General features: G+C 53.1%; 24 protein-coding genes and 1 pseudogene. 8 read left to right on the forward strand and 17 right to left on the reverse strand.

Annotated features, from left to right (window positions below):
• Positions 1–38: 38 nt before the first annotated feature.
• Both N7E69_RS11130 and N7E69_RS11135 read left to right on the forward strand, forming a co-directional pair.
• Positions 39–281 (forward strand): type II toxin-antitoxin system RelB/DinJ family antitoxin, encoded by a 243-nt coding sequence (locus N7E69_RS11130; RefSeq protein WP_000212724.1) that lies wholly within the window; start codon positions 39–41, stop codon positions 279–281.
• A complete protein-coding gene (locus N7E69_RS11135) occupies positions 271–555 on the forward strand; it encodes a type II toxin-antitoxin system RelE family toxin (protein WP_000220574.1) in 285 nt (94 codons plus the stop codon). The genes N7E69_RS11130 and N7E69_RS11135 overlap by 11 nt, the downstream gene beginning before the upstream one ends.
• A 3-nt stretch (positions 556–558) precedes the next feature.
• Here the strand turns inward: N7E69_RS11135 and nrdG are convergent, their stop codons facing one another.
• The 5 genes from nrdG to treR form a co-directional block, all read right to left on the reverse strand.
• Positions 559–1,023 (reverse strand): anaerobic ribonucleoside-triphosphate reductase-activating protein, encoded by a 465-nt coding sequence (gene nrdG, locus N7E69_RS11140; protein WP_001009173.1) that lies wholly within the window; start codon positions 1,021–1,023, stop codon positions 559–561.
• Positions 1,024–1,239: 216 nt separating this feature from the next.
• Positions 1,240–3,378 (reverse strand): anaerobic ribonucleoside-triphosphate reductase, encoded by a 2,139-nt coding sequence (gene nrdD / locus N7E69_RS11145; RefSeq protein WP_000187818.1) that lies wholly within the window; start codon positions 3,376–3,378, stop codon positions 1,240–1,242.
• 408 nt (positions 3,379–3,786) lie between these two features.
• A complete protein-coding gene (gene treC, locus N7E69_RS11150; RefSeq protein ID WP_000155053.1) occupies positions 3,787–5,439 on the reverse strand; it encodes an alpha,alpha-phosphotrehalase in 1,653 nt (550 codons plus the stop codon).
• A 49-nt stretch (positions 5,440–5,488) separates the two neighbouring features.
• Positions 5,489–6,907, reverse strand: coding sequence for a PTS trehalose transporter subunit IIBC (gene treB, locus N7E69_RS11155; RefSeq protein ID WP_000048833.1), 1,419 nt, complete (start codon positions 6,905–6,907; stop codon positions 5,489–5,491).
• Positions 6,908–7,044: 137 nt separating this feature from the next.
• On the reverse strand, positions 7,045–7,992 hold the full coding sequence (gene treR / locus N7E69_RS11160; RefSeq protein WP_001181297.1) for a trehalose operon repressor TreR: 948 nt from the start codon (positions 7,990–7,992) through the stop codon (positions 7,045–7,047).
• Between the two features lie 189 nt (positions 7,993–8,181).
• On the opposite strand from treR, the gene mgtL reads away from it, so the two are divergent.
• Positions 8,182–8,235: a mgtA regulatory leader peptide MgtL gene (gene mgtL / locus N7E69_RS24545; protein WP_099374030.1), complete on the forward strand. Its 54-nt coding sequence runs from the start codon at positions 8,182–8,184 to the stop codon at positions 8,233–8,235.
• A 140-nt stretch (positions 8,236–8,375) separates the two neighbouring features.
• The gene (gene mgtA, locus N7E69_RS11165) at positions 8,376–11,084 is read left to right on the forward strand and encodes a magnesium-translocating P-type ATPase (protein ID WP_000920870.1); all 2,709 of its coding nucleotides are present in this window, start codon (positions 8,376–8,378) and stop codon (positions 11,082–11,084) included.
• Positions 11,085–11,199: 115 nt separating this feature from the next.
• Here mgtA and N7E69_RS11170 read toward each other — a convergent pair whose 3' ends face one another.
• The 5 genes from N7E69_RS11170 to pyrL form a co-directional block, all read right to left on the reverse strand.
• Entirely contained in the window at positions 11,200–11,646 is a 447-nt protein-coding gene (locus tag N7E69_RS11170; protein WP_000252560.1) for a transposase, read from the reverse strand.
• A 74-nt stretch (positions 11,647–11,720) separates the two neighbouring features.
• Positions 11,721–12,107 carry a 2-iminobutanoate/2-iminopropanoate deaminase gene (gene ridA, locus N7E69_RS11175; RefSeq protein WP_000047544.1) on the reverse strand — a complete coding sequence of 129 codons (387 nt, stop codon included), beginning with the start codon at positions 12,105–12,107 and terminating at the stop codon, positions 11,721–11,723.
• Positions 12,108–12,183: 76 nt separating this feature from the next.
• Complete coding sequence (pyrI, locus tag N7E69_RS11180) at positions 12,184–12,645, reverse strand: aspartate carbamoyltransferase regulatory subunit (RefSeq protein ID WP_000148567.1); 462 nt, start codon at positions 12,643–12,645, stop codon at positions 12,184–12,186.
• Positions 12,646–12,657: 12 nt separating this feature from the next.
• Positions 12,658–13,593 carry an aspartate carbamoyltransferase gene (pyrB, locus tag N7E69_RS11185; RefSeq protein ID WP_000013060.1) on the reverse strand — a complete coding sequence of 312 codons (936 nt, stop codon included), beginning with the start codon at positions 13,591–13,593 and terminating at the stop codon, positions 12,658–12,660.
• A 35-nt stretch (positions 13,594–13,628) separates the two neighbouring features.
• Entirely contained in the window at positions 13,629–13,730 is a 102-nt protein-coding gene (gene pyrL, locus N7E69_RS11190) for a pyr operon leader peptide (RefSeq protein WP_000249504.1), read from the reverse strand.
• Between pyrL and N7E69_RS11195 the strand changes: the two are divergent.
• A pseudogene (locus N7E69_RS11195) lies at positions 13,710–13,851 on the forward strand (hypothetical protein). The gene pyrL and the pseudogene N7E69_RS11195 overlap by 21 nt on opposite strands.
• Here N7E69_RS11195 and N7E69_RS11200 read toward each other — a convergent pair.
• The 5 genes from N7E69_RS11200 to arcA all read right to left on the reverse strand — a co-directional run bounded on the left by N7E69_RS11200 (position 13,821) and on the right by arcA (position 19,234).
• Positions 13,821–14,309: an arginine repressor gene (locus tag N7E69_RS11200; RefSeq protein WP_000666051.1), complete on the reverse strand. Its 489-nt coding sequence runs from the start codon at positions 14,307–14,309 to the stop codon at positions 13,821–13,823. The pseudogene N7E69_RS11195 and the gene N7E69_RS11200 overlap by 31 nt on opposite strands.
• 186 nt (positions 14,310–14,495) lie before the next feature.
• Positions 14,496–15,899, reverse strand: a complete 1,404-nt coding sequence (locus N7E69_RS11205) for a YfcC family protein (RefSeq protein WP_000514419.1) — start codon at positions 15,897–15,899, stop codon at positions 14,496–14,498.
• 55 nt (positions 15,900–15,954) lie between these two features.
• Positions 15,955–16,959, reverse strand: a complete 1,005-nt coding sequence (argF, locus tag N7E69_RS11210; protein ID WP_000237037.1) for an ornithine carbamoyltransferase — start codon at positions 16,957–16,959, stop codon at positions 15,955–15,957.
• A gap of 111 nt (positions 16,960–17,070) precedes the next feature.
• Positions 17,071–18,003, reverse strand: a complete 933-nt coding sequence (gene arcC / locus N7E69_RS11215) for a carbamate kinase (RefSeq protein WP_000428750.1) — start codon at positions 18,001–18,003, stop codon at positions 17,071–17,073.
• 10 nt (positions 18,004–18,013) lie between these two features.
• Positions 18,014–19,234: an arginine deiminase gene (gene arcA, locus N7E69_RS11220; protein ID WP_000410844.1), complete on the reverse strand. Its 1,221-nt coding sequence runs from the start codon at positions 19,232–19,234 to the stop codon at positions 18,014–18,016.
• A 675-nt stretch (positions 19,235–19,909) separates the two neighbouring features.
• On the opposite strand from arcA, the gene N7E69_RS11225 reads away from it, so the two are divergent.
• On the forward strand, positions 19,910–20,362 hold the full coding sequence (locus N7E69_RS11225; RefSeq protein ID WP_000583452.1) for a YhcH/YjgK/YiaL family protein: 453 nt from the start codon (positions 19,910–19,912) through the stop codon (positions 20,360–20,362).
• A gap of 73 nt (positions 20,363–20,435) precedes the next feature.
• Here the strand turns inward: N7E69_RS11225 and argF (N7E69_RS11230) are convergent, their stop codons facing one another.
• Together argF (N7E69_RS11230) and argL are read right to left on the reverse strand one after the other, a co-directional pair.
• Positions 20,436–21,440, reverse strand: coding sequence for an ornithine carbamoyltransferase (argF, locus tag N7E69_RS11230; protein ID WP_000103033.1), 1,005 nt, complete (start codon positions 21,438–21,440; stop codon positions 20,436–20,438).
• Positions 21,410–21,589, reverse strand: a complete 180-nt coding sequence (argL, locus tag N7E69_RS24550) for a putative translational regulatory protein ArgL (protein ID WP_370791389.1) — start codon at positions 21,587–21,589, stop codon at positions 21,410–21,412. Before argL ends, argF (N7E69_RS11230) begins: the two co-directional genes overlap by 31 nt.
• 16 nt (positions 21,590–21,605) lie before the next feature.
• On the opposite strand from argL, the gene rraB reads away from it, so the two are divergent.
• Together rraB and miaE are read left to right on the forward strand one after the other, a co-directional pair.
• Positions 21,606–22,022 carry a ribonuclease E inhibitor RraB gene (gene rraB / locus N7E69_RS11240; RefSeq protein WP_000002940.1) on the forward strand — a complete coding sequence of 139 codons (417 nt, stop codon included), beginning with the start codon at positions 21,606–21,608 and terminating at the stop codon, positions 22,020–22,022.
• Between the two features lie 11 nt (positions 22,023–22,033).
• On the forward strand, positions 22,034–22,846 hold the full coding sequence (miaE, locus tag N7E69_RS11245) for a tRNA isopentenyl-2-thiomethyl-A-37 hydroxylase MiaE (protein ID WP_000218463.1): 813 nt from the start codon (positions 22,034–22,036) through the stop codon (positions 22,844–22,846).
• The last annotated feature ends 139 nt before the right edge of the window (positions 22,847–22,985 follow it).

The raw sequence follows: 22,985 nt of genomic DNA on the forward strand, positions 1-22,985 counted from the left end.
CTAAACTGCATTACACATTCGATTCTCCTGGAGGCATAATGGCCACGCTGAACGTCCGTCTGGATGACAAACTCAAAAATGAGGCTTATGCCGTGCTGGAAAAACTGAACATTACTCCAACGGAAGCCGTGCGATTACTGTTCCAGTACGTCGCGGAAACGGGGCGCATGCCAGTGAAAACCGTCACTCTTAGCGACAGTGAAGATGCACTGATTCAGACAGTTCGGGAGAGGCTGTCTAGTCCGCAAAAGGGAATCAAGGTTAGTCTGGATGACTTATGAACTGGAATTCGACCCGAGGGCCTTAAAAGAGTGGCATAAGCTGGGCGATACGGTGAAGGCTCAGATTAAGAAAAAGTTGGCTGATGTGCTATTGGACCCCAGAATCGACTCTGCCCGTTTAAACGGTCTTCCTGACTGCTATAAAATTAAGCTTAAATCGTCCGGTTATCGTCTGGTGTACCAGGTTCGGGATGAAGTTGTGATTGTGTTTGTTGTCGCGGTCGGCAAGCGAGAACATTCAGCCGTCTATCACGATGCAAACAAACGGCTTTAGCGATCAACGCAAATGATGCACTACCTGGTTGCTGCTACCGCGCCAGATAAGCGCCGGGTCTTTCAGATCCTGCACAAATTTGCCATCGACCAGCACGTTAATGAGATCGACCACCTGCATCTGTGCGGCGTTGAGTTCATCGAGCTTGTAGCCGGTCCACACCCAGATATCTTTCCCCGGGCACTCCGCGTGGATGCGTTGTACCAGTGCCAGGATATCCGGTACGTTTTGCGGATGCAGCGGATCGCCGCCCGACAGCGAGATCCCCTGACGGTGAATGCGCGTGTCGTTCAGATCGGCAATGATCTTATCTTCCATCTCTTTGGTAAACGGCTGGCCGGAATTGAGCCGCCAGGTGCTTTTGTTATAGCAGCCAGGGCATTCGTGCACGCACCCTGACACAAACAGGGTGCAGCGGGTGCCGGGGCCGTTAACGATGTCTACGGGGTAGTATTGGTGAAAGTTCATGTTTCCTCGTTGCATTTGGCGCTGTAGCGGCGTTGGCCGCTCTCACTTACCCAGGTCACTTACTTATGTAAGCTCCCTGGGATTCGTTCGTTTGCCGCCTTGCTACAACACCAACTGCTTAGAGGAAACTCATGAAATTGGAACTATAGCCAGCGGTTGTAGGCCGGATAAGGTGTTTACACCGCCATCCGGCATTTACGCATTGCAAACGGAGGATTAACCTATCTGCCCGTTGCCTAAATGCTTCACGCGGCGCTTCACTTCTTCCTGCTTGCCTGCGTTAAACGGACGCGCGTCCGGGCTGCCTAAATAACCGCACACGCGGCGGGTGACCGAGACGCGCGCGGCGTCGTGGTTGCCGCATTTCGGGCAGGTAAAACCTTTACTGGTACATTCGAACTCGCCGGTAAAGCCGCACTCGTAGCATTCATCGATCGGCGTGTTGGTGCCGTAATACGGTACATGCTGATAGCTGTAATCCCAGACATCTTCCAGCGCTTTCAGGTTGTGCTGAATGTTCGGGTATTCGCCGTAGCAAATGAAACCCCCGTTCGCCAGCGGCGGATACGGCGCTTCGAAATCGATTTTGTCGTACGGGTTGACCTTCTTCTCCACGTCGAGGTGGAAGCTGTTGGTGTAGTAACCTTTATCGGTTACGCCCGGCACCACGCCGAACTCGGCGGTATCCAGACGGCAGAAGCGGTCACAGAGGTTTTCACTTGGCGTGCTGTACAGACTAAAGCCGTAGCCGGTCTCGTCTTTCCACTGATCCACGGCCTGGCGCAGACGCTCCACAATCGCGATGCCTTTAGCGCGAAGTTGCTCGCTGTCGTACAGGTGTTCGCCGCCAAACAGCGCGTTAATGGTTTCATGGATACCAATGTAGCCCAGAGAGATGGACGCACGACCATTTTTAAATATTTCAGACACGTCGTCGTCCGCTTTCAGCCGCACGCCGCAGGCGCCTTCCATATACAGGATAGGCGCGACGCGGGCTTTCACGCCTTCAAGGCGGGCGATACGGGTCATCAGCGCCTTCCGCGCCAGCGCCAGACGTTCATCCAGCAGTTTCCAGAATGCGGTTTCGTCGCCTTTTGCTTCCAGCGCGATGCGCGGCAGGTTAAGGCTAATCACGCCCAGGTTGTTACGCCCGTCGTGGATCTGCTCGCCGTTTTCGTTCTCCCACACGCCGAGGAAGCTGCGGCAGCCCATTGGCGTTTTGAACGAACCGGTGACTTTGACCACCTGATCGTAGTTGAGAATGTCCGGATACATGCGCTTGCTCGCGCACTCCAGCGCCAGTTGTTTAATGTCGTAGTTCGGATCGCCAAACTTGTGGTTCAAACCGTCGCGGATAGCGAAGACCAGTTTCGGGAACACGGCGGTTTTGCGATTTTTACCCAGACCGGCGATACGGTTACGCAAAATAGACGCCTGGATCAGACGCGACTCCCAACTGGTGCCGAGGCCAAAACCAAAGGTCACGAAAGGCGTCTGGCCGTTAGCGGTGTGCAGCGTGTTAACTTCGTATTCCAGCGACTGGAAGGCGTCGTAGCACTCTTTTTCGGTGCGAGAACGCGCATACCCTTCGGCATCCGGGATCTGCCACTCATCGGCGGTTTTGCGGTGCTTGTTATAGCTTTCGGTGACAAACGGCGCCAACACTTCGTCGATACGGTTAATGGTGGTGCCGCCATAAATATGGCTGGCGACCTGCGCGATAATCTGCGCGGTAACGGCAGTGGCGGTAGAGATAGATTTTGGCGGTTCGATCTCGGCGTTACCCATCTTAAAGCCCTGGGTCAACATGCCTTTCAGGTCGATCAACATACAGTTGAACATCGGGAAGAACGGCGAATAGTCGAGATCGTGATAGTGGATATCGCCGCGCTCATGCGCTTGTACTACGTCACGCGGCAACAGGTGCTGGCGGGCATAGTGTTTGGCGACAATCCCGGCCAGCAAATCGCGCTGGGTGGGAATGACTTTACTGTCTTTGTTGGCGTTTTCATTGAGCAACGCGGAGTTGGTTTGCTCTACCAGGCCGCGAATTTCCTGGTTCAGACGACCACGCTTTTCACGCTGAATGTCGCGATCGTGACGGTATTCGATGTAGGCGCGGGCAAGCTGTTTGTACGGGCCGGACATCAGTTGGTTTTCAACCGCAGTTTGGATCTCGTTAATATCCACCTGACTGCGTGCGTTCATTTGGCTGCTAACGACTTCTGCGACGGTGGCACAGTAATCTGCGTCATCGACTCCCGCTGCTTTAGCTGCACGTAGAATGGCTTCCTTAATGCGCTCTGATTTGAATGGCACTTTACAGCCATCTCGTTTCATCACATGCGGTGTCATGATCACTCCATATTTGTAAGAACAGGTTATCCACAGAGGCCGGGGAAGCCATAACAGGTTTATTCATCTCTTTTCCAACGACTTCCCGCAATCCTGACCCAGGTTATCCACAATTCACCTTGTGTCGAGTGAACAGGTGTTGTAGCAATTGTAGTCAATTAATACAACATATTGGGTCGGTGTGCATTTTAAAGTCTATATGTAGTGATTTGCATCAAGGATGTTTGCAATTTTATTGATGTAGAACAAGGTAAAAATCAGAGCGTACAGATGGCGGGCGCTGTAGCGTTTGTAAAAGATAGCAAGAAAAATCTGATTAATTATTCAACAAAAACAGTCAGTAACCTGGAGCAACGCCACAGCCCGTGTCAATAGGTTTGTGGCGTTTATCCGTATAAGGACGTCGCGTTAGCGTTGTAACCACCAGATGGCTTCAAATGGGCGGAGCGTCATCGCGGCTGGCTGGCTGGCGACCTCGCCATAATTATGCAGTAGCGCCTGCCACTGTCCTTTGATATGCGGCGGATGCCACTCCTGGCACTGGTCGCTCAGATTGGCGACAACCAGCAGGGTTTGCCCCTGCCACTGGCGGCGATAACACCATACTGATGGGCTATCCGGGAGGAGATCCTGATAATCGCCCCAGATCAGTACAGGCTGGGTTTTACGTAGCGCAATCAGCTTTTGATAGGTGTAAAACACCGAGTTTTCATCGCGTAATGCTGCCTCGACGTTAACCTCCGTATAGTTATCGCACAGGCTTATCCACGGCTCGCCTTGGGTGAAACCGGCGTTTTTACCGTTGTCCCATTGCATCGGCGTGCGGCTGTTGTCGCGGGATTTACTGGCCAGAATAGCCAGCAGTTCGTCGGGGTCGCGCCCGGCGGCGCGTAGCGCGGCAAACATGTTATGGCTTTCCACGTCGCGATAATCGGTGATGTGGGTAAAGTGTGGGTTGGTCATGCCGATTTCTTCGCCCTGATAGATATAAGGCGTCCCTTGCATACCGTGCAGCGCCATCGCCAACATTTTCGCGGCTGGAACCCGGTATTCACCCTCGTCGCCAAAGCGGGAAACGATGCGCGGCTGATCGTGATTACACCAGAATAACGCGTTCCAGGCGACGTTATGCATCCCCTGTTGCCAGTGGCGGAACAACGCTTTCAGCGCCACATAATCAGGTTTTGCCAGCGTCCACTTTTCGCCATTGGGGTAATCCACCTTCAGATGATGAAAATTGAAGGTCATCGAGAGTTCGTCGCCGCTAAGCGCGGCATATTGCTGGCAGTTTTCCAGCGTGGTAGAGGACATTTCGCCTACCGTCATCAGATTACGCGGCGTAAAAACGTCACGGTTCATTTCGCGTAAAAACGTATGCGCGCGCGGCCCGTCGGTATAAAAGCGGCGTCCGTCGCCCGTCGGATCGTCAGGAAAATTCTGATCTTTGGCGATCAGGTTCACCACGTCCAGACGCAGGCCATCCACGCCGCGATCGGCCCAGAATTCGCAGACCTTTTTCAGCTCGGCGCGTACGGCGGGGTTTTCCCAGTTCAGGTCGGCCTGTTCAGGCGCGAAAAGGTGTAAATAATATTGTTCGCTCTGGCTATGCCAGCGCCAGGCGCTGCCGCCAAATTTGGATTGCCAGTTATTCGGGCAGACATCCGGCGTGCCATCGCGCCAGATATAAAACTGACGGTATGGACTCTCTTTGTTCAGCGCTTCGCGAAACCAGGCGTGCTGGGTAGAAGTATGGTTAAACACCATATCCAGGATGATACGAATACCGCGTGCTTTCGCCTGCGCGACCAGCTCGTCAAAATCATCCAGCGTGCCGTAGGTCGGGTCGATAGCCGTATAATTTGCGACGTCATAACCGTTATCCACCTGCGGCGAGATATAAAACGGCGTGAGCCAGATGGCGTCCACGCCGAGTCGCTGTAGATAGTCAAGGCGCTGCGTGACGCCGCGTAAATCGCCAGTGCCGCTGCCGGTCGTGTCCTGAAAACTTTTCGGGTAGATCTGATAAATAACGCCGTTTTGCCACCAGAGGGGAATAGTCATTGTTGTTTCCTGCAAGTGCGTTGGGACGCAACTGCGCCCCGAAGAAGTATTAGACAATTTGTAATGTGCCCTGACGATGCTTACGCTGATAGATAAAGGTGGTCAGAATCACCGGGATCACGATCGCGATAACCATCGCCATGCCGTACACCTGCCAGTAGCGCGGCGGTATAGACAGGATGCCCGGCAGGCCGCCCACGCCGATACCGTTGGCGATGACGCCGTTCAGACCGCAGAGCAGTCCCGCCAGACCAGAGCCGATCATCGCGCACAGCATCGGAAAACGATACTTCAGGTTGATACCGTACATCGCCGGTTCAGTTACCCCAAGGTAAGCGGAAATGGCGGCAGGAACGGAGATCTCGCGTTCATTGTGTTTACGGCTGGAGATGATGATGCCCACCACGGCAGAGGCCTGTGCGATATTCGACAGCGCAATCAGCGGCCAGACTGGCGTACCGCCCATGCTCTGGATCATCTGCATATCGATAGCGAGCGTTGTCTGGTGGACACCGGTAATGACCAGCGGGGCATACAGGAAGCCGAACAGCGCCGCGCCTATCGGGGCGAAACTGCCGGTCATCAGATAACGTACCGCAAAGGCCACGCCGTCGCCGATCATACGACCAAAGGGGCCGATAAAGGTGTGGGCGAGAAAGACGGCCAGTATTAACGAACACACCGGGACGACGACCAGGTAGAGATAATCCGGCACGATGCGTTTCAACCGCGTTTCAATAAATCCAAGCGCCAGCCCTGCCAGTAGCGCCGGGATAACCTGCGCCTGGTAGCCCACTTTCTCAATGCTAAATAAGCCGAAGTTCCAGACGTCCGGCGTTTGCTGGCCCAGCAGATACGCATTCATCAACTGCGGCGACACCAGCGTCACGCCGAGCACGATACCAAGAATCGGCGTGCCGCCCATTTTTTTCACCGCCGACCAGCAGATCCCCACCGGCAGATAGAAAAAGATCGCTTCGCCGATCAACCATAAAAAATCATAAAGCGTTTTTAGCGCCGGATGCATCTGCGCCAGCGTTTGGCCGTTGCTCATCGGCACATCGCCGATCACGTTACGAAAGCCTAAGATCAAACCGCCGCTGATCAACGCCGGTAGTAGCGGAAAGAAGATCTCCGCAAAGTGGGAAATTAACTGCTCATGCCACTTCATGTTCTGGCGAGCGGCTTTTTTGGCCTGCTCTTTATCAGCATACGCTTTGCCGGTGGTCTCCAGCAGCGCGTTATAGTAATCGCCAACGTCGGTGCCAATCACCACCTGAAACTGCCCGGCGTTGGTGAAACAGCCTTTAACCATCGGTAATTGTTCGAGCTCTTTTGGCCTGGCGTTCGCGGGCTGGTGGAGCACAAAGCGCAGGCGAGTAATGCAGTGGCTCACCGTGGCGATGTTGTCGCGCCCGCCGACCAGGTCAATCAGCCGGTCGATATCGGCTTGTTTTACTTTGCTCATCGTAAAGCCTCATGGCAGAGGAGGTATGTTATGGGTTGGCGCAAGAGTATCTCTTCAACGTTGGTTTAAAAATGGGAACGTTCCCGAAACGCAGCGACGATCACAAATTACTCGTGGTATTTCGTTTAATCAGTCACTCAGGCGAGGGTAGAAGGAATGACGATCCGGCGCGGATCGCAGCGGCCATTGATCTGTTCGATCAGCTGCGAAGCCGCCTGTCGTCCGGCTTCAGCATAGCCAGGATCGACAGTGACGATCTCCGGGTGCAGGAATTTTATCAGCGGCGTGTTCCCGACGCTTGCCAGTTGCAGCGTCTCAATACGTTGCTCCTGTAAATACTTACTGGCGCCCAACGCCAGCGTATCGGTGGCGCAGACTAACGCGGTGGTATCCGGCATGATGACGCTTGCCGTATGCTCATAGCCCTGCTTCATGGCAAGACCGGGCAGGGCGGCGACGGGATGAAGTTTATGTTTTTTGCAAAACGCCAGGTATGCGTCATGCCGACGTTTGCCGGTGGTAATATCGCTATGGGGAACGCCCAGAAAGCTAATGTTGCGGTGTCCCTGCTCATACAGCCGCTGCATAAGGATATGAATCGCGCCCTCGTCGTCGTAACAGACGGAGGCAAAACCTTGCGCATCTCTTGCCAGCAGCACCAGCGAGGCTTTCCAGGGGGCGATCAACTCTTCTGTGATGCCGGTAAAGCCAAACAGCACCACGCCATCAATGTTACGTCGTCTGAGCATGCCCAGATGTTCCATTACCAGCGTCGGCGAGAACTGACTTTCCATCATAATAGGGTCGTAGCCCTGTTCATAAAACGCAGGCAGCATGGTCTGAACCGCGAGGTTTTCAGACAACGAATCAAGGCGAGTGACGATAATAGCGACCACTTTATCGCTTTGTCCCCGCATCGCGCGGGCAGAGCGGGACGGGGAGAAACCGTGTTGATTCATCACCGCTTCGACACGCTCGCGGGTACGTTCGCTTACGCCGCTTTCATTGTTAAGCACGCGGGAAACGGTTGATTTCCCTACGCCGCTCAGGCGGGCGATGTCTTTGATAGTGAGCCGGTTTTGCATCCTGTTTTCCCGTGGCGTGACGCTGATGGTGATAAAAAGAGTAACTTTACTCAAGCGAAGGGCAATGGGCAAAGTCTGGTTTATCGTTGGTTTAATTACGTAACGGTATGATACCGCCATAATTGCCACAAAACTTATGGATTTATGCGTATAATCCGCGGCGCAAATTATTTACTTACCGGAGGCGACATGGACCCTGAACCCACCCCTCTCCCGCGATGGAGAATTTTCCTTTTCCGGTAAGCCTGCCTCTGCTGTCTTACCGGTGTGTAAGACAGTGACACAATAACGTCCCTGTTTTTATTTAAAAATTGCTCATCGGGCAAGGCTTTGCCGCGCCTGAAGAATTTTCTGCGCCTGACTTCGGCGCGGAGGGATTACCTATGCTAAAAACCATTACCCGCCAGCTTTTTGCCCGGCTTAATCGCCATTTGCCTTATCGTCTGGTTCACCGCGATCCGCTGCCCGGCGCGCAGACCGCGGTAAATGCGACTATCCCGCCTTCGCTGAGCGAGCGCTGTCTGAAAGTCGCGGCAATGGAGCAGGAGACGCTCTGGCGCGTTTTTGATACGCACCCGGAGGGATTAAACGCCGCCGAGGTGACGCGCGCGCGTGAAAAGCATGGCGAAAACCGCCTTCCGGCACAGAAACCCTCGCCGTGGTGGGTGCATCTGTGGGTATGTTATCGCAATCCTTTCAATATCTTACTCACGATTCTTGGCGGCATTTCTTATGCCACGGAGGATCTGTTTGCCGCAGGCGTTATCGCCCTGATGGTCGGTATCTCAACGCTGCTGAATTTTGTGCAGGAAGCACGCTCGACGAAAGCGGCGGACGCGCTAAAAGCGATGGTGAGCAATACCGCTACCGTACTGCGGGTTATTAATGAAAATGGCGAAAACGCCTGGCTGGAATTACCCATCGATCAACTGGTGCCCGGCGATATTATTAAGCTGGCGGCGGGGGATATGATCCCGGCGGATTTACGGATTATCCAGGCGCGCGATCTGTTTGTCGCCCAGGCGTCGCTGACCGGCGAATCTCTGCCGGTCGAGAAAGTCGCTGCGACGCGTGAGCCCCGGCAAAATAACCCGCTTGAGTGCGACACGCTGTGCTTTATGGGGACGAACGTCGTGAGCGGAACGGCGCAGGCCGTGGTGATGGCGACCGGCGCCGGCACCTGGTTTGGTCAATTGGCGGGGCGCGTTTCGGAACAAGATAACGAGCAGAACGCTTTCCAGAAAGGAATTAGCCGCGTCAGTATGTTGCTGATCCGCTTTATGCTGGTCATGGCGCCGGTAGTACTGATTATTAATGGTTACACGAAAGGTGACTGGTGGGAAGCGGCGCTATTTGCGCTCTCGGTCGCGGTAGGGCTCACCCCGGAAATGTTGCCGATGATCGTCACCTCTACCCTCGCGCGCGGGGCGGTGAAACTCTCGAAACAGAAAGTTATCGTGAAGCACCTTGATGCGATTCAGAACTTCGGCGCGATGGATATTCTGTGCACCGATAAAACCGGCACACTGACGCAGGACAAAATTGTGCTGGAGAATCATACAGATATTTCTGGTAAGCCCAGCGAGCATGTACTGCATTGCGCCTGGCTGAACAGCCATTATCAGACCGGTCTAAAAAATTTACTGGATACGGCAGTCCTGGAGGGAGTAGACGAAACCGCCGCGCGCCAGCTCTCCGGACGCTGGCAGAAAATCGATGAGATTCCGTTTGATTTTGAGCGTCGCCGGATGTCGGTGGTGGTGGCCGAAGATTCGAGCGTGCATCAACTGGTCTGCAAAGGCGCGTTACAGGAGATCCTGAACGTGTGTACTCAGGTGCGCCACAACGGCGATATTGTGCCGCTGGACGACAATATGCTGCGCCGGGTGAAACGCGTTACCGACACGCTGAACCGTCAGGGGCTACGCGTGGTCGCCGTCGCGACCAAATACCTGCCTGCGCGTGAGGGCGATTACCAGCGTATCGATGAATCTGACCTGATCCTGGAAGGGTATATTGCTTTTCTCGATCCGCCGAAAGAGACCACCGCGCCGGCGCTGAAAGCGCTGAAGGCGAGCGGAATTACGGTGAAAATTCTCACCGGCGACAGCGAGCTGGTAGCGGCGAAAGTTTGCCATGAGGTTGGGCTGGATGCGGGCGATGTCGTTATTGGCAGTGATATTGAAGGGTTAAGCGACGACGCGTTGGCGGCGCTGGCCGCCCGTACGACGTTGTTTGCGCGTCTGACGCCGATGCATAAAGAGCGCATTGTCACTTTACTCAAACGCGAGGGGCATGTGGTCGGTTTTATGGGCGACGGGATTAACGATGCCCCGGCGTTGCGGGCGGCGGATATTGGTATCTCGGTAGATGGCGCGGTGGACATCGCCCGTGAAGCCGCCGATATTATTCTGCTGGAAAAGAGCCTGATGGTGCTGGAAGAAGGCGTCATTGAAGGTCGTCGTACTTTTTCTAATATGTTGAAATATATCAAGATGACGGCCAGCTCAAATTTCGGTAACGTGTTTAGCGTACTGGTGGCGAGCGCCTTTTTGCCGTTCCTGCCAATGCTGCCGCTGCACTTGCTGATTCAAAACCTGCTGTACGATGTATCCCAGGTAGCGATTCCGTTTGATAATGTCGATGAAGAACAAATTCAAAAGCCGCAGCGCTGGAATCCGGCGGATTTGGGGCGCTTTATGGTCTTTTTCGGTCCGATCAGCTCGATTTTCGACATTTTGACCTTTTGTCTGATGTGGTGGGTATTTCATGCGAATACGCCAGAAACGCAAACTTTGTTCCAGTCCGGCTGGTTTGTGGTGGGATTACTGTCGCAAACGCTGATTGTGCATATGATCCGTACCCGTCGTCTGCCGTTTATTCAAAGTCGCGCCGCCTGGCCGCTGATGGCGATGACGTTGTTGGTGATGGTGGTGGGAGTCTCGTTGCCGTTTTCGCCGCTGGCGTCTTACCTGCAGTTGCAGGCGCTGCCGTTAAGCTATTTCCCGTGGCTGATTGCCATTCTGGCGGGCTATATGACGTTAACCCAGTTAGTGAAAGGGTTTTACAGCCGACGTTATGGCTGGCAGTAAACACTTTCGTCGGGGATTCGCCAGCGTGCTTAATCCCCGATATCGCTAACCAGGTCAGATGCCCGTAAAGCTCGACAAGTTTAACGCGATCGGCTTTATCTTTAAATTTCAGGGCTTATTCAAGCAACTGTAGAATGCTATATGCAGGCATAAAAAAGAGGAATGTCCAGCTAAGTTTGTAAAATACATTCTCTGCCCCCAATCCGGAACGAGAGGAGGAGATGTCCCACCGCCGGATATGTTTTGCGGATATGCGACGAAAGCGGCGAATATAGCTAATGCAATAAACTAAGTAAGGAGGAATCGCTAAGGCGGCAGTGGGTTTAGGAAACATAAGGGTAAGCAATATGGCTGCGACAATGAAGCATAAAAAGACTATCTTCGCGGTAGATTCTATCTGTTTTAATTCCTGGCGTATGCTTTCGGCATGTTTCTCCTGCCAGCGACGGAGCGTGCTGTTGCTAAATCCATATTCTTCGCACAACACCTTATTCGGTACGCCGTTTTTCGACTGTTGCAGAAAATCGGCGATTTGTTCCTCGGTAAAACGCGATCTTACCATTGCCGCCTCTCCATGGCTGTTGGTGCCCCGAACCGGGCAAACTTGCGCCGCCCGGCGGGGATAACGTCCGGCGCTTAGCGACGAACAGCGATCGCTTCAATCTCAATTTTCACGTCTTTCGGCAGACGGGCAACTTCCACGCAGGAACGCGCCGGGAAGGTGGCGTTGTGCTCGGTGAAGAAGGCTTCGTAGGTGGCGTTGACGGTCGCGAAATCGTTCAGGTCTTTCACGAATACGGTCGTTTTCACAATGTCGCCTACTTTCAGGCCAGCGGCTTCCACGATAGCTTTAACGTTTTCCAGCGACTGACGTGCCTGAGCGGATACGTCTTCCGCTACGGCACCGGTTTTCGGATCGACCGGGATCTGACCGGAAGTGATTACCATGCTACCCAGGTCAACGCCCTGTACGTATGGGCCGATTGCTGCTGGTGCATTTTCCGTCGCAATAGTTTTGCTCATGATTTCTCCTGAATTACAGCGGTAATAGAATGTCCCCGCTCATTATAGGGAGCCGGGATCTCATAACCAACCCAAATTAGTTGGCCAGCACCACATAATGCGAAAACTCTTTTTCACAGTATTTGCATTTGAGGGCGATATCATTGGCGCGTTTTTTCACTGCAAAGCTGGAGGATACCGGTTCCGCGTGGCTGATGCAGTTGCTGTTCGGGCAAACCAGCACATTATTAATACGCTCTGGCAGGCTGGGGCGTGATTTCCCGACTACGTCGTAGTTGTCGATGCGGTTAACAGTGGCCTGCGGCGCGTACAGAGCAAGTTGGTTAACCTGCTCATCGGTGAGAAAGGTGTTTTCTATTTTGATTAAGTCTTTACGCCCCATCTCACCAGACGGGAGATTCAGACCGATAGTGATTCGCTGATCGGTCTCGGTCAATTTAAACAGACTCAGCAGTTTAAAGCCTACCTGCGCAGGGATATGGTCAATCACGGTGCCGCATTTAATGGCTTCAACCTGCAGTTTGTTATCGTGTGTCATCGCTTTTCTCCCTTACAGACTCAGTTCGCTATTCAGTACCAACGCCAGTAACGCCTGGCGAGCGAAAATACCGTTGCCCGCCTGTTGGAAGTACCAGGCGTGTGGCGTTTTATCCACATCCGTGGTGATTTCATCAATGCGCGGCAGCGGGTGCAGTACTTTCATATTTTCACGCGCGCCGTTCAGGTCGCTGGCGCGCAGAACAAACTGCGCCTTCACATTGGCGTACTCCGACGGGTCGAGACGCTCTTTCTGTACGCGAGTCATATAGAGGATGTCGACGTCGGCCATGACCTCTTCAATAGAACCATGCAGGCTCCAGGCCATCCCTTTTTCATCCAGCATATCCAGAATGTACTGCGGCATCGCCAGCGCGTCCGGCGCGATAAAATAAAAACGGTTGCCGCTAAATTTCGCCAGCGCCTGGGTTAGCGAATGCACGGTGCGGCCATATTTCAGATCGCCGACCATCGCGATATGCAAGTTATCCAGACGGCCCTGCGTTTCCTGGATGGTGAACAGATCCAACAGGGTCTGTGTCGGATGCTGGTTCGAACCGTCGCCCGCATTGAGCACCGGCACCTGACCGGAAAACTCCGTCGCCAGACGTGCCGCGCCTTCTTGCGGATGGCGCATCACAATCGCGTCCACGTAAGTGCTAATCACTGAGATCGTGTCGGCTAACGTTTCTCCTTTTTTCCCCAGCGACGTGTTGGCGCTGTCGGAGAAGCCCACTACGCTGGCGCTCAGGCGATGCATTGAAGTTTCAAACGACAGGCGGGTACGCGTGGAGGCTTCGAAAAAGCAGCTGGCGATCACTTTATGTTTCAAAAGCTCCGGCTGCGGGTTGGCTTTTAATTTCGCCGCCGTCGCCAGTACCAGATTAAGATCGTCGCGGCTGAGGTCGTTTATGGAAATGATATGTTTTTGATATAGCGGGTTAGCCATGTTTATCTCCTGACGCCTGGGCAAAAAAAAGCCCCTCAATTGAGGGGCTTGGTATTGGTTTTCAACGGAAAGAAAAACGGCAGGCCTGCGTCTTTTTTCAGACGCGGTAAGACAGAATGTCGTACACACTGAACCATGCTTCCTCCCGGCAAATTGTCCGCGATTATACTCAGCTCTGTTTTGGGATCAAGCGAATTAATGCATGATTTACTTGTCGCAAACGGTTCTTATGAATTTAAATTCATTTTAAGCAAATAATTAATTTGTTTGTGTACCAGCGCCGTGCGCTGAACGACCCGCGGTGCGACCCAGACAATACTGCTACCGGCAACGACGCCGAGAATTTCCGGCAATGCGTGGTAATCCAGAATTCTCGCGACGGCGCGACCATAACCTGCCGCCGTATGGATAAGGATAAATTCGCTATTATGTTCAACGCTAACGACCATTTCGGCTATTGAACGTCCGGCATCCGGCGAAGGACGCCGCTGGGGATTTACGGAATAAATCTTTTGTCCCTTCGTATTTCTGATTTTTATTGCGCCCAGCAGTTTGAGCAGGCGCGAAACCGTAGACTGACTGATACCTTCAAATCCCTCATTTTGTAAATCGCGGCGAATCTCCTCCTGGGACAGGTAACTTTTTTCACTAATCAGGCGCTGACAAACCGCCAGTTGCTGTTGTTCTTTGGCGGAGTAATCATCGTATTCCTTCATAAATGCACCTTATCTTTATTATTAATATCAACGGACTGGCGAAATTCATCACATTTGTCACATTGATTGCGGATCAATCGGGCGGTTTTGCAGGAAAATGAGAAGCCGATCAAAAAAGGTGACGGCGTGCCTGATGGCGCTGTGCTTATCAGTCCTGTCGGATAAGACGCGTCGCCATCTGGCTCGTTACATCATCGCTCCGATGCTCAGTACCGCCATATTCAGCAATGTCAGGATCAGTAACAGCGGCGCGACCCATTTCAGATAGCGAACATAGGGAACCCGCGCGATCGCCAGACCGCCCATGACCACGGCGGAGGTGGGCGTAACCAGGTTCACAATCCCGGAGGCCGACTGGTAGGCGGTTACGACCAAATCCCGCTGTACGTGGGCAAAATCCGCTAACGGCGCCATAATGGGCATTGTCAATACGGCAAGACCGGAAGAGGAGGGCACCAGGAAGGAGAGCAATACTTCCAGCCAGTAGGTTACGTTTATGAAAATGGTGGTAGAGAGGCCGGAAACCAGACTTTCCGCGCTGTGCAAAATGGTGTGGGTAATCATACCGTTATCCATGACCACCACAATGCCGCGCGCGATACCAATAATTAGCGCCACGCCGAGTAAATCCCGCGCGCCGTCAATAAAGGTACTGGTGAACGCTTCCTCACCCATCCGCGTTATCACGCCAACGATAATCGTCGCCGCCAGAAAGACGCTGGAGATTTCCGCCATCCACCAGCCGAGAACCGCCACGCCGTAAATCATCACCGCGAAAGAGGCGGCGAAGATCAGCAGCACCCATTTCCGGGTAGCCGTAAACTCCAGCAGAGTATTGGCGCGATTGCCGAGGAAATGGGCGCGGTTTTCCTCCATTTTATCCGCCACGATAGAAAGCTCAGGATGGGCGCGGACTTTGCGCGCATAGCGCATTACCCAAAACACGCACAGTACGTAGCCGACAATTAACAGCAGTACGCGCATCAGCATTCCCTGAGTAAAAGGGATGCCGGCGGCGTTGGCGGCAATGACCGTGGCGAAAGGGTTAATGGTCGAACCGAGCGAGCCTATCCCCGCGCCGAGCAGTACGGTTGCCGCCGCCACTAACGGATCGAAGCGGGCCGCCATCATGACCGGCACCAGCAGCGTGTAGAAGGGCAACGACTCCTCCGCCATGCCATAGATAGTGCCGCCTGCGGCGAACAGCGCCATCAGAATGGGGATCATCCACTCATCTTTGCCGTTGAGTTTGGCTGTTACCCGTTCAATACCGGCATCAATCGCCCCCGTTTTATTCACCACCCCCAGAAAGCCGCCGATAATCAAGACAAACAGCGCGACGTCAATGGCGCCGGCGGTGTAGGTTTCGTGGTTATAGAGGCCGTCAATCGGCGCCAGTAAAACAGCGGTAATCCCTTGCGGATGCGCGTCCACAGGGGCATACGTTCCCGCCACCGGCACCTCTTTTCCCAGCGTGGCGTTCATCGCCATTTGGTATTTTCCCGCCGGCACAATCCAGGTCATCACCGCGACCAGGGCAATAAGAATAAACAGGATGGTATAAGCGGTGGGAAATTTAAATTTACCCATGATGTTCTCTCCTGATATCACGGATATGCGCCGCGAGGGCGCATATCCTGTGGGATTAGTCGCCGAGCGTCGCCACCATGACCGCTTTGATGGTGTGCATCCGGTTTTCCGCTTCATCGAAGACTATCGAGTCTGCGGACTCGAACACCTCTTCCGTGACCTCCAGTCCTTTCAGGCCGTAAGCCATTTCGATTTCGCGTCCCACTTTGGTGTGCTCGTTATGGAAGGCGGGCAGGCAGTGCATAAACTTCACATCAGGATTACCGGTAGCGTTTACCACCTGCTGGTTGACCTGATATGGCGTCATCAGACTGACGCGCTCCGCCCAGGCTTCTTTGGGTTCTCCCATCGAGACCCAGACGTCGGTATAGAGGAAATCCACACCGTGAACGCCATCTTCAACGCTCTCCGTTAAGGTGATACGAGCGCCGGTAACGCTGGCGATTTCCCGGCACTGCGCGACCAGCGCGGCATCAGGCCAGAAGGACTTTGGCGCTATCAGACGGATATCCATGCCCATCTTCGCCGCGCCCACCATCAGCGAATTGCCCATGTTGTTGCGCGCGTCGCCCAGGTAGGCGACGCTCAGTTCCGGCAGCGTTTTGCCCGGCGCATGTTCCAGCATGGTCATCAGATCGGCCAGGATCTGTGTGGGGTGAAATTCATCGGTCAGGCCGTTCCAGACGGGAACGCCCGCGTATTCCCCCAGCTCTTCCACAATGTGTTGACCAAATCCGCGATATTCGATGCCGTCATACATCCGCCCCAGGACGCGAGCAGTATCTTTCATGGACTCTTTATGGCCGATCTGCGAGCCGCTTGGGCCGAGATAAGTCACCTGCGCGCCCTGGTCGAACGCGGCGACTTCAAACGCGCATCGGGTGCGGGTAGAGGTTTTTTCAAAAATCAGCGCGATGTTTTTGCCGATCAGCGTTTGCTTTTCGCATCCGGCTTTTTTTGCGGCTTTCAGCTCAATAGCCAGATCGATGAGGTGTTGGATTTCCGCCGGGGTGTAGTCAAGCAGCTTCAAAAAGTTACGATTTTTCAGTGAAATAACCATTACAATATCCTTGTTAAAATGAATTGCCTGATGGCGCTGCGCTTATCCGGCCCACGGTTATGCGCGCTCTGTAGGCCGAATAAGGCGGAAGCCGCCATCCGGTAAAAAGCCTTATGCGTCAACGTCGGCGGTTTCACACCGAATCAAAGTACCTTTCTCGCCCGCGAGAATGGCTTGCCCATCCGCCAGCGAGCCGATTCCGGCAATGCCGCGGCAATGGCCGACAAACTCAGCGCAGGCGGTCACTTTCGGGCCCATCGAACCGGCGTCGAACTGCATTTCACGAAGCAGCTCCGGCGTAACCTGCGCCAGCGGGCGTTGGGTGGGTTTGCCCCAGTCGAGATACACCGCGTCGGCATCGGTCAGAATGAGCAGCGCGTCGGCGTGAATTTGGCTGGCAAGCAGGGCGGCGGACAGATCTTTGTCGATCACCGCCTCGATACCGTGGTAGCCATCGGCTTTTTCCACGACCGGCACACCGCCGCCGCCGTTACAGATAACCAGGTGATCGCGGCTAATCAGCGCGCGGATGGCATCGTTTTCCACAATGCGTTTCGGCTGCGGGGAAGGCACAACGCGGCGGAAGGCGTTACCGTCGGCTTTGAATACCCAGCCTTTTTCTGCCTGTAACGCACGGGCCTGCGCTTCGTCGTAAATCGGTCCGATATATTTGGTTGGATTGAGGAATGCCGGGTCGTTGGCATCGACTTCGACCTGGGTGAGCAGGACGCTGATTTCACGCTCCGGCAGATGATTCTTCAGCGCCTGTTGCAGCATGTAGCCAATCATGCCCTGGCTTTCCGCACCGAGAATATCGAGCGGGTAGGGTGTAACGTTAGCGTAGGCGCTATTTTGTAGCGCCAGCAGTCCTACCTGTGGGCCGTTGCCGTGCACTAACACCACGCGCCATTGCCGCGTAAGCTGGGCGATGGTTCTGGCCGCCAGTTCGATATTTTTACGCTGAATATCAGCCTCCAGCGGTTCGCCGCGTTTGAGCAGCGCATTGCCGCCCAGCGCGACGACCAGTGTGCGTTTGTTTTCCATAACGTCTCCTTTAAATACCATCGCGTTCCAGTGGACAGCTCATGCAGCGTGCGCCTCCGCGCCCGCGACCCAGTTCATCGCCGGGAATGGGAAGGACGGTAATGCCGGCTTTGTCGTATTTTTCGTTGGTCCAGATGTTGCGCTCATAGCCCACCACCACGCCGGGACGCAGGGTGAGCACGTTATTGGCGTCATTCCACTGTTCGCGCTCAGCTTCAAATGCGTCGCCGCCAGTGGTGATTAAGCGCACCTGATCGATGCCAAGCGCTTTTTCAAGAGCATGAACCAGCGTGCTCTCCTGGGTTCGTTTCAGACCGCCGCGTCCGTCTGGCGTCAGCGTCCAGCACTGAACGTCCGGGCGAACGACTTCCGGATAGACAGAGAAGGTGTCGATATCAATGTGGGTCATGACGGTGTCAAGGTGCATACAGGAGCGATGTTTTGGCAGTTCAACGGCAATGACGCGTTCCGCCTGACGATGTTTAAACAATGCCTGCGCCAGGAACTCGACGCCCTGCGGCGTAGTACGTTCAGACATACCGATCAACACCGCGCCGCGGCCAATCACCAGCACATCGCCGCCCTCTAAAGTGGCGTGGTCGTAATTAATGTCCTCGTCGCCGAAATATTTAATGAAATCACCGCCTGCGAATTGAGGATGCCAGCGATAAATGGCACGTAAATTATTCGTTTCACGTTGGCGTGCAGGTTTCGCCATGGGGTTAATTGAGACGCCGTTATATATCCAGCAGGACGTGTCACGGGTAAATAGGTGATTCGGTAATGGCTTCATAATAAAGTCATTAATATCGTGAGTATCGACCACCATATTTTTTATGGAGGCGGGGATTTCGCCGTAAGTTAAACCGCCGCTTAAATGGCGAGCCAGTTCACGGTGCGGCATATCCGCCAGCCAGGCACGAATATCTGCGGCAAAGGTGGGCCCAAGGCGATAATCGGAAATTTGCGTATCCAGTAGCCAGGCTTTAGCGTCAGCCACATCCAGCGTTTGGGTGAGCAGGTCGGTTAACAGCAACACTTCTATCCCTTGCTGGCGCAGCGTGTTGGCAAAAATGTCATGCTCTTCGCCAGCGCGCTCTACGGATAATACATCGTCAAAAAGTAATTCCTGACAATTTGAAGGGGTAAGTCTTTTTAGGCTGAGATTGGGCCGATGCAACATTACGCTGCGTAATTGACCGATTTCAGAACCGACAAAATGCTTTTCCATCATTATACCTTTTACATAATTTCAAGAATAAAGAAGGAGTGGCTGCAAATATTTAGCGTGCTTGCAGTCGCGGCGTTTCAGTTAAATTCGGGAGCAATGATTGAATTTTATTTGGGTTGTTAATGTGATGAGATTCACATCAATCAAGGAGTGCTATTTTTCTTACTTAATATATGAGCCGGGTCAGAGAAATTCAAAAAACAATAAGGCATTAAATGAATTACTACGCAGCTATATGGTTTGTTATTTTTTTATTGTTAATTATTTGTTTGTTGTATTGAATGATATTTAAATCTTAACTCATTGAAAATAAAATGATTATTTTTAATGGTTGCATAACTATGCGTGAGGGGGATTTTATTATCGGGGATATTTAAATAATTTAAAAATAACTATGGATATAGAAGTCATTTATGCAGGGAGAGCGAATTGTGATCGCTAAAACGTTTTTATGTTAACGCCTTTAATATCAAAGCGTTGTTAGTGATGGCAATTTGGCGCCGCTGGGGTTTATGCATAGGTACTGCATAAAGTTGGGCGAACTATTAACAATATATAAACACCGCTGGCGATAAACATGCGCTGGCGCAAAATCGATGAGAGTAAGGGTAGTATGGCAGCCATTTTCCTCGTATAAAGAGAAAAATAAAACGCTGTTTTAACTAAGGGGATGCGATGATTATTGGCAATATTGAACATCTGGAGGCCTGGCTGCCGACGGCGTTACGGCAGGCGATTGAGCACGTCAATGCGCATGTCACGGCAACGACCGCGCCAGGTAAGTATGACATTGACGGCGACAGGCTGTTTTATATGATTTCTGAAAATATGACGGAGCCGGGCGAATCGCGCAGCGCAGAGTATCACGCCCGTTATCTTGATATTCAGATTGTGCTACAAGGTCAGGAAGGGATGGCATTCAGCACCCAGCCTGCGGGGACGCCGCACACGGACTGGCTGGCGGATAAAGACATTGCATTTTTACCGACGAGCGTCGACGAGAAAACCGTCGTCCTGAACGAAGGCGACTTTGTGGTGCTTTATCCCGGCGAAGTGCATAAGCCCCTGTGCGCGGTGGGAGAACCGGCGCGGGTACGTAAAGCGGTTGTGAAAATGCTGATGGCGTAATATTTTGTGCCGGATGGCGGCGCCTGCACGTTGCGATCTTGTAGGCCAACCGCCATCCGGCATCATCACGACATTATTTAGACAGCGTCGCTACCATTACTGCTTTGATGGTATGCATTCGGTTTTCCGCTTCATCAAAGACAATGCTGGCCGCAGACTCAAAAACCTCGTCGGTCACTTCCATCCCGCCATGTAAACCGTACTCTTCGGCCATTTTTTTGCCGAGCGTGGTTTCGTCATCATGGAACGCAGGCAGACAATGCAGGAACTTAACCTGCGGATTGCCGGTTAACGCCATCATCTGGCTGTTGACCTGATAATCACGCAGCAGGGCAATACGCTCCGCCCATTTCTCTTTGGGTTCGCCCATAGAGACCCAAACATCGGTATAGATAAAATCCGCGCCTTTTACGCCTGAGGCGATATCTTCGGTCAGGGTGATGGCGCCGCCGTTCTTTTTCGCCATGGCGCTGCACTCCGCCACTAACGCGGCTTGCGGCCAGCAGGCTTTTGGCGCGACCAGACGGAGATCCAATCCTGTTAACGCGGCGGCTTCCAGCATGGAGTTACCCATGTTATTACGCGCGTCTCCGGCATAGACCAACGTCATCTCGTTAAAGGCTTTACCCGGCAGATGTTCCTGCATGGTGAGCAGATCCGCCAGTAATTGCGTTGGGTGATACTCATCGGTTAAACCGTTCCATACCGGCACACCGGAATATTCAGCCAGCGTTTCGACGATCTCCTGGCCATATCCTCGATACTGAATACCGTCAAACATCCGGCCCAGGACGCGGGCAGTATCTTTGATGGACTCTTTATGGCCGATCTGGCTCCCGCTGGAACCCAGGTACGTCACGCGCGCCCCCTGATCGTATGCGGCAACTTCGAAAGAGCATCGTGTCCGGGTCGAGTCTTTTTCGAAGATGAGCGCAATATTCTTACCCACCAGCTTTTGTTCTTCTTTACCGTTTTTCTTATCGGCTTTCAGTTCGGCGGCAAGCTGCAACAGAGCAGTGAGTTCGCTGGCGGTGAAATCAAGTAACTTTAAAAAAGGTTTTTGGTAAAACGTAGACATACTTCCCTCACATGGCTTAGGCCTCTCATTGAATTAAAATTCACTTTATATGGATGATTATTCATTTGCAACTCTGTTTGATAAAACTTTTCTCGATAAGGTGGAGGCAACGTCGGCGGTATGTGACAATAAGAGTATCGGCAGGACATCTATGAGGAACGAGCTATGGCAAACCCGGAATTACTGGAAGAGCAGCGTGAAGAAACGCGCTTAATTATTGAAGAGTTACTTGAGGACGGCAGCGATCCGGATGCGCTGTACACTATCGAGCATCACCTTTCCGCTGACGATTTCGAAACGTTGGAAAAAGCCGCGGTAGAAGCCTTTAAACTCGGCTATGAAGTGACGGAGCCGGAAGAGTTGGAAGTGGAAGAGGGCGATACGGTTATTTGTTGCGACATCCTCAGCGAGTGCGCGTTGAACGCCGAACTCATCGACGCTCAGGTTGAGCAACTGATGAACCTGGCGGAAAAATATGATGTCGAATACGACGGCTGGGGAACCTATTTTGAAGACCCTAATGGCGAAGAGGGTGATGACGACGATTATGTCGATGAAGATGACGACGGCGTGCGTCACTAAAGCTGCATAGTATGACGGTACGGCAGCGTCTGCTGTCGTATTTTTTTAACAGGTTACGTATGAATTACCCGCAAATACTCTCTCCGGTGCTTAATTTCCTGCATTGCCCGACGCCGCAGGCGTGGATTGTCCAGGCCCGCGATCCGCAAAATCTTCCTCTTCTGCTTACCGATCACTTGATCTGCGAACTGAAGGCTGCGCAAACCGCGTTGCTGTTGGTGCGTAAATATGTCGCCAATAAATCGGGCGCCGACGCGCTGCTCGCCTGGCTGCAACCTTACGAGGCGTTCGCGTTTCGTCAGGGGCCGGAGCCGGATTTTGTTGCCCTGCATAAACAGATTAGCAAAAGCGCCATGCCGCAAACTGATGACCCCTGGGGACGTCAGCTTATCGACCGTATGGTGTTATTGATTAAAGAGGAGTTGCACCATTTTTGGCAGGTACGCGAGGTCATGCAGGCCAGAAACATTCCTTATGTGAAAATCACCGCCAGCCGCTACGCGAAAGGAATGTTGAAAGCGGTACGCACGCACGAACCGCTCACCTTAATTGATAAGCTGATTTGCGGGGCGTATATCGAAGCCCGCTCCTGCGAACGTTTTGCCGCTCTGGCGCCCTGGCTGGATGAGGATTTACAGACGTTTTATCTCTCGCTTCTGCGCTCCGAAGCGCGGCATTATCAGGATTACCTGGCGCTGGCGCAGCAGATTTCCGCCGAGGACATTTCTGCGCGCGTGCGCTATTTTGGCGAGGTGGAAGCTGACCTTATCTTGTCGCCAGACCGCGAGTTTCGTTTTCATAGCGGCGTGCCAGCCGCCGGATAAAGGGTAAAATTAAAGATTAGCGTTTTTATCTTTTACGCTGTTGCCACCTGCGTGGTCATCCGCCCGGCATCAAACTGCTGGCGAGCAGGAAAAGTCATTTTCATGATATTCTGTCCTGAGTAAAGCCTGCCCTGAGGCA

Origin of the sequence: Salmonella sp. 3C, assembly GCF_025426275.1 — a bacterium.
Taxonomy (GTDB): Bacteria; Pseudomonadota; Gammaproteobacteria; order Enterobacterales; family Enterobacteriaceae; genus Salmonella; species Salmonella enterica.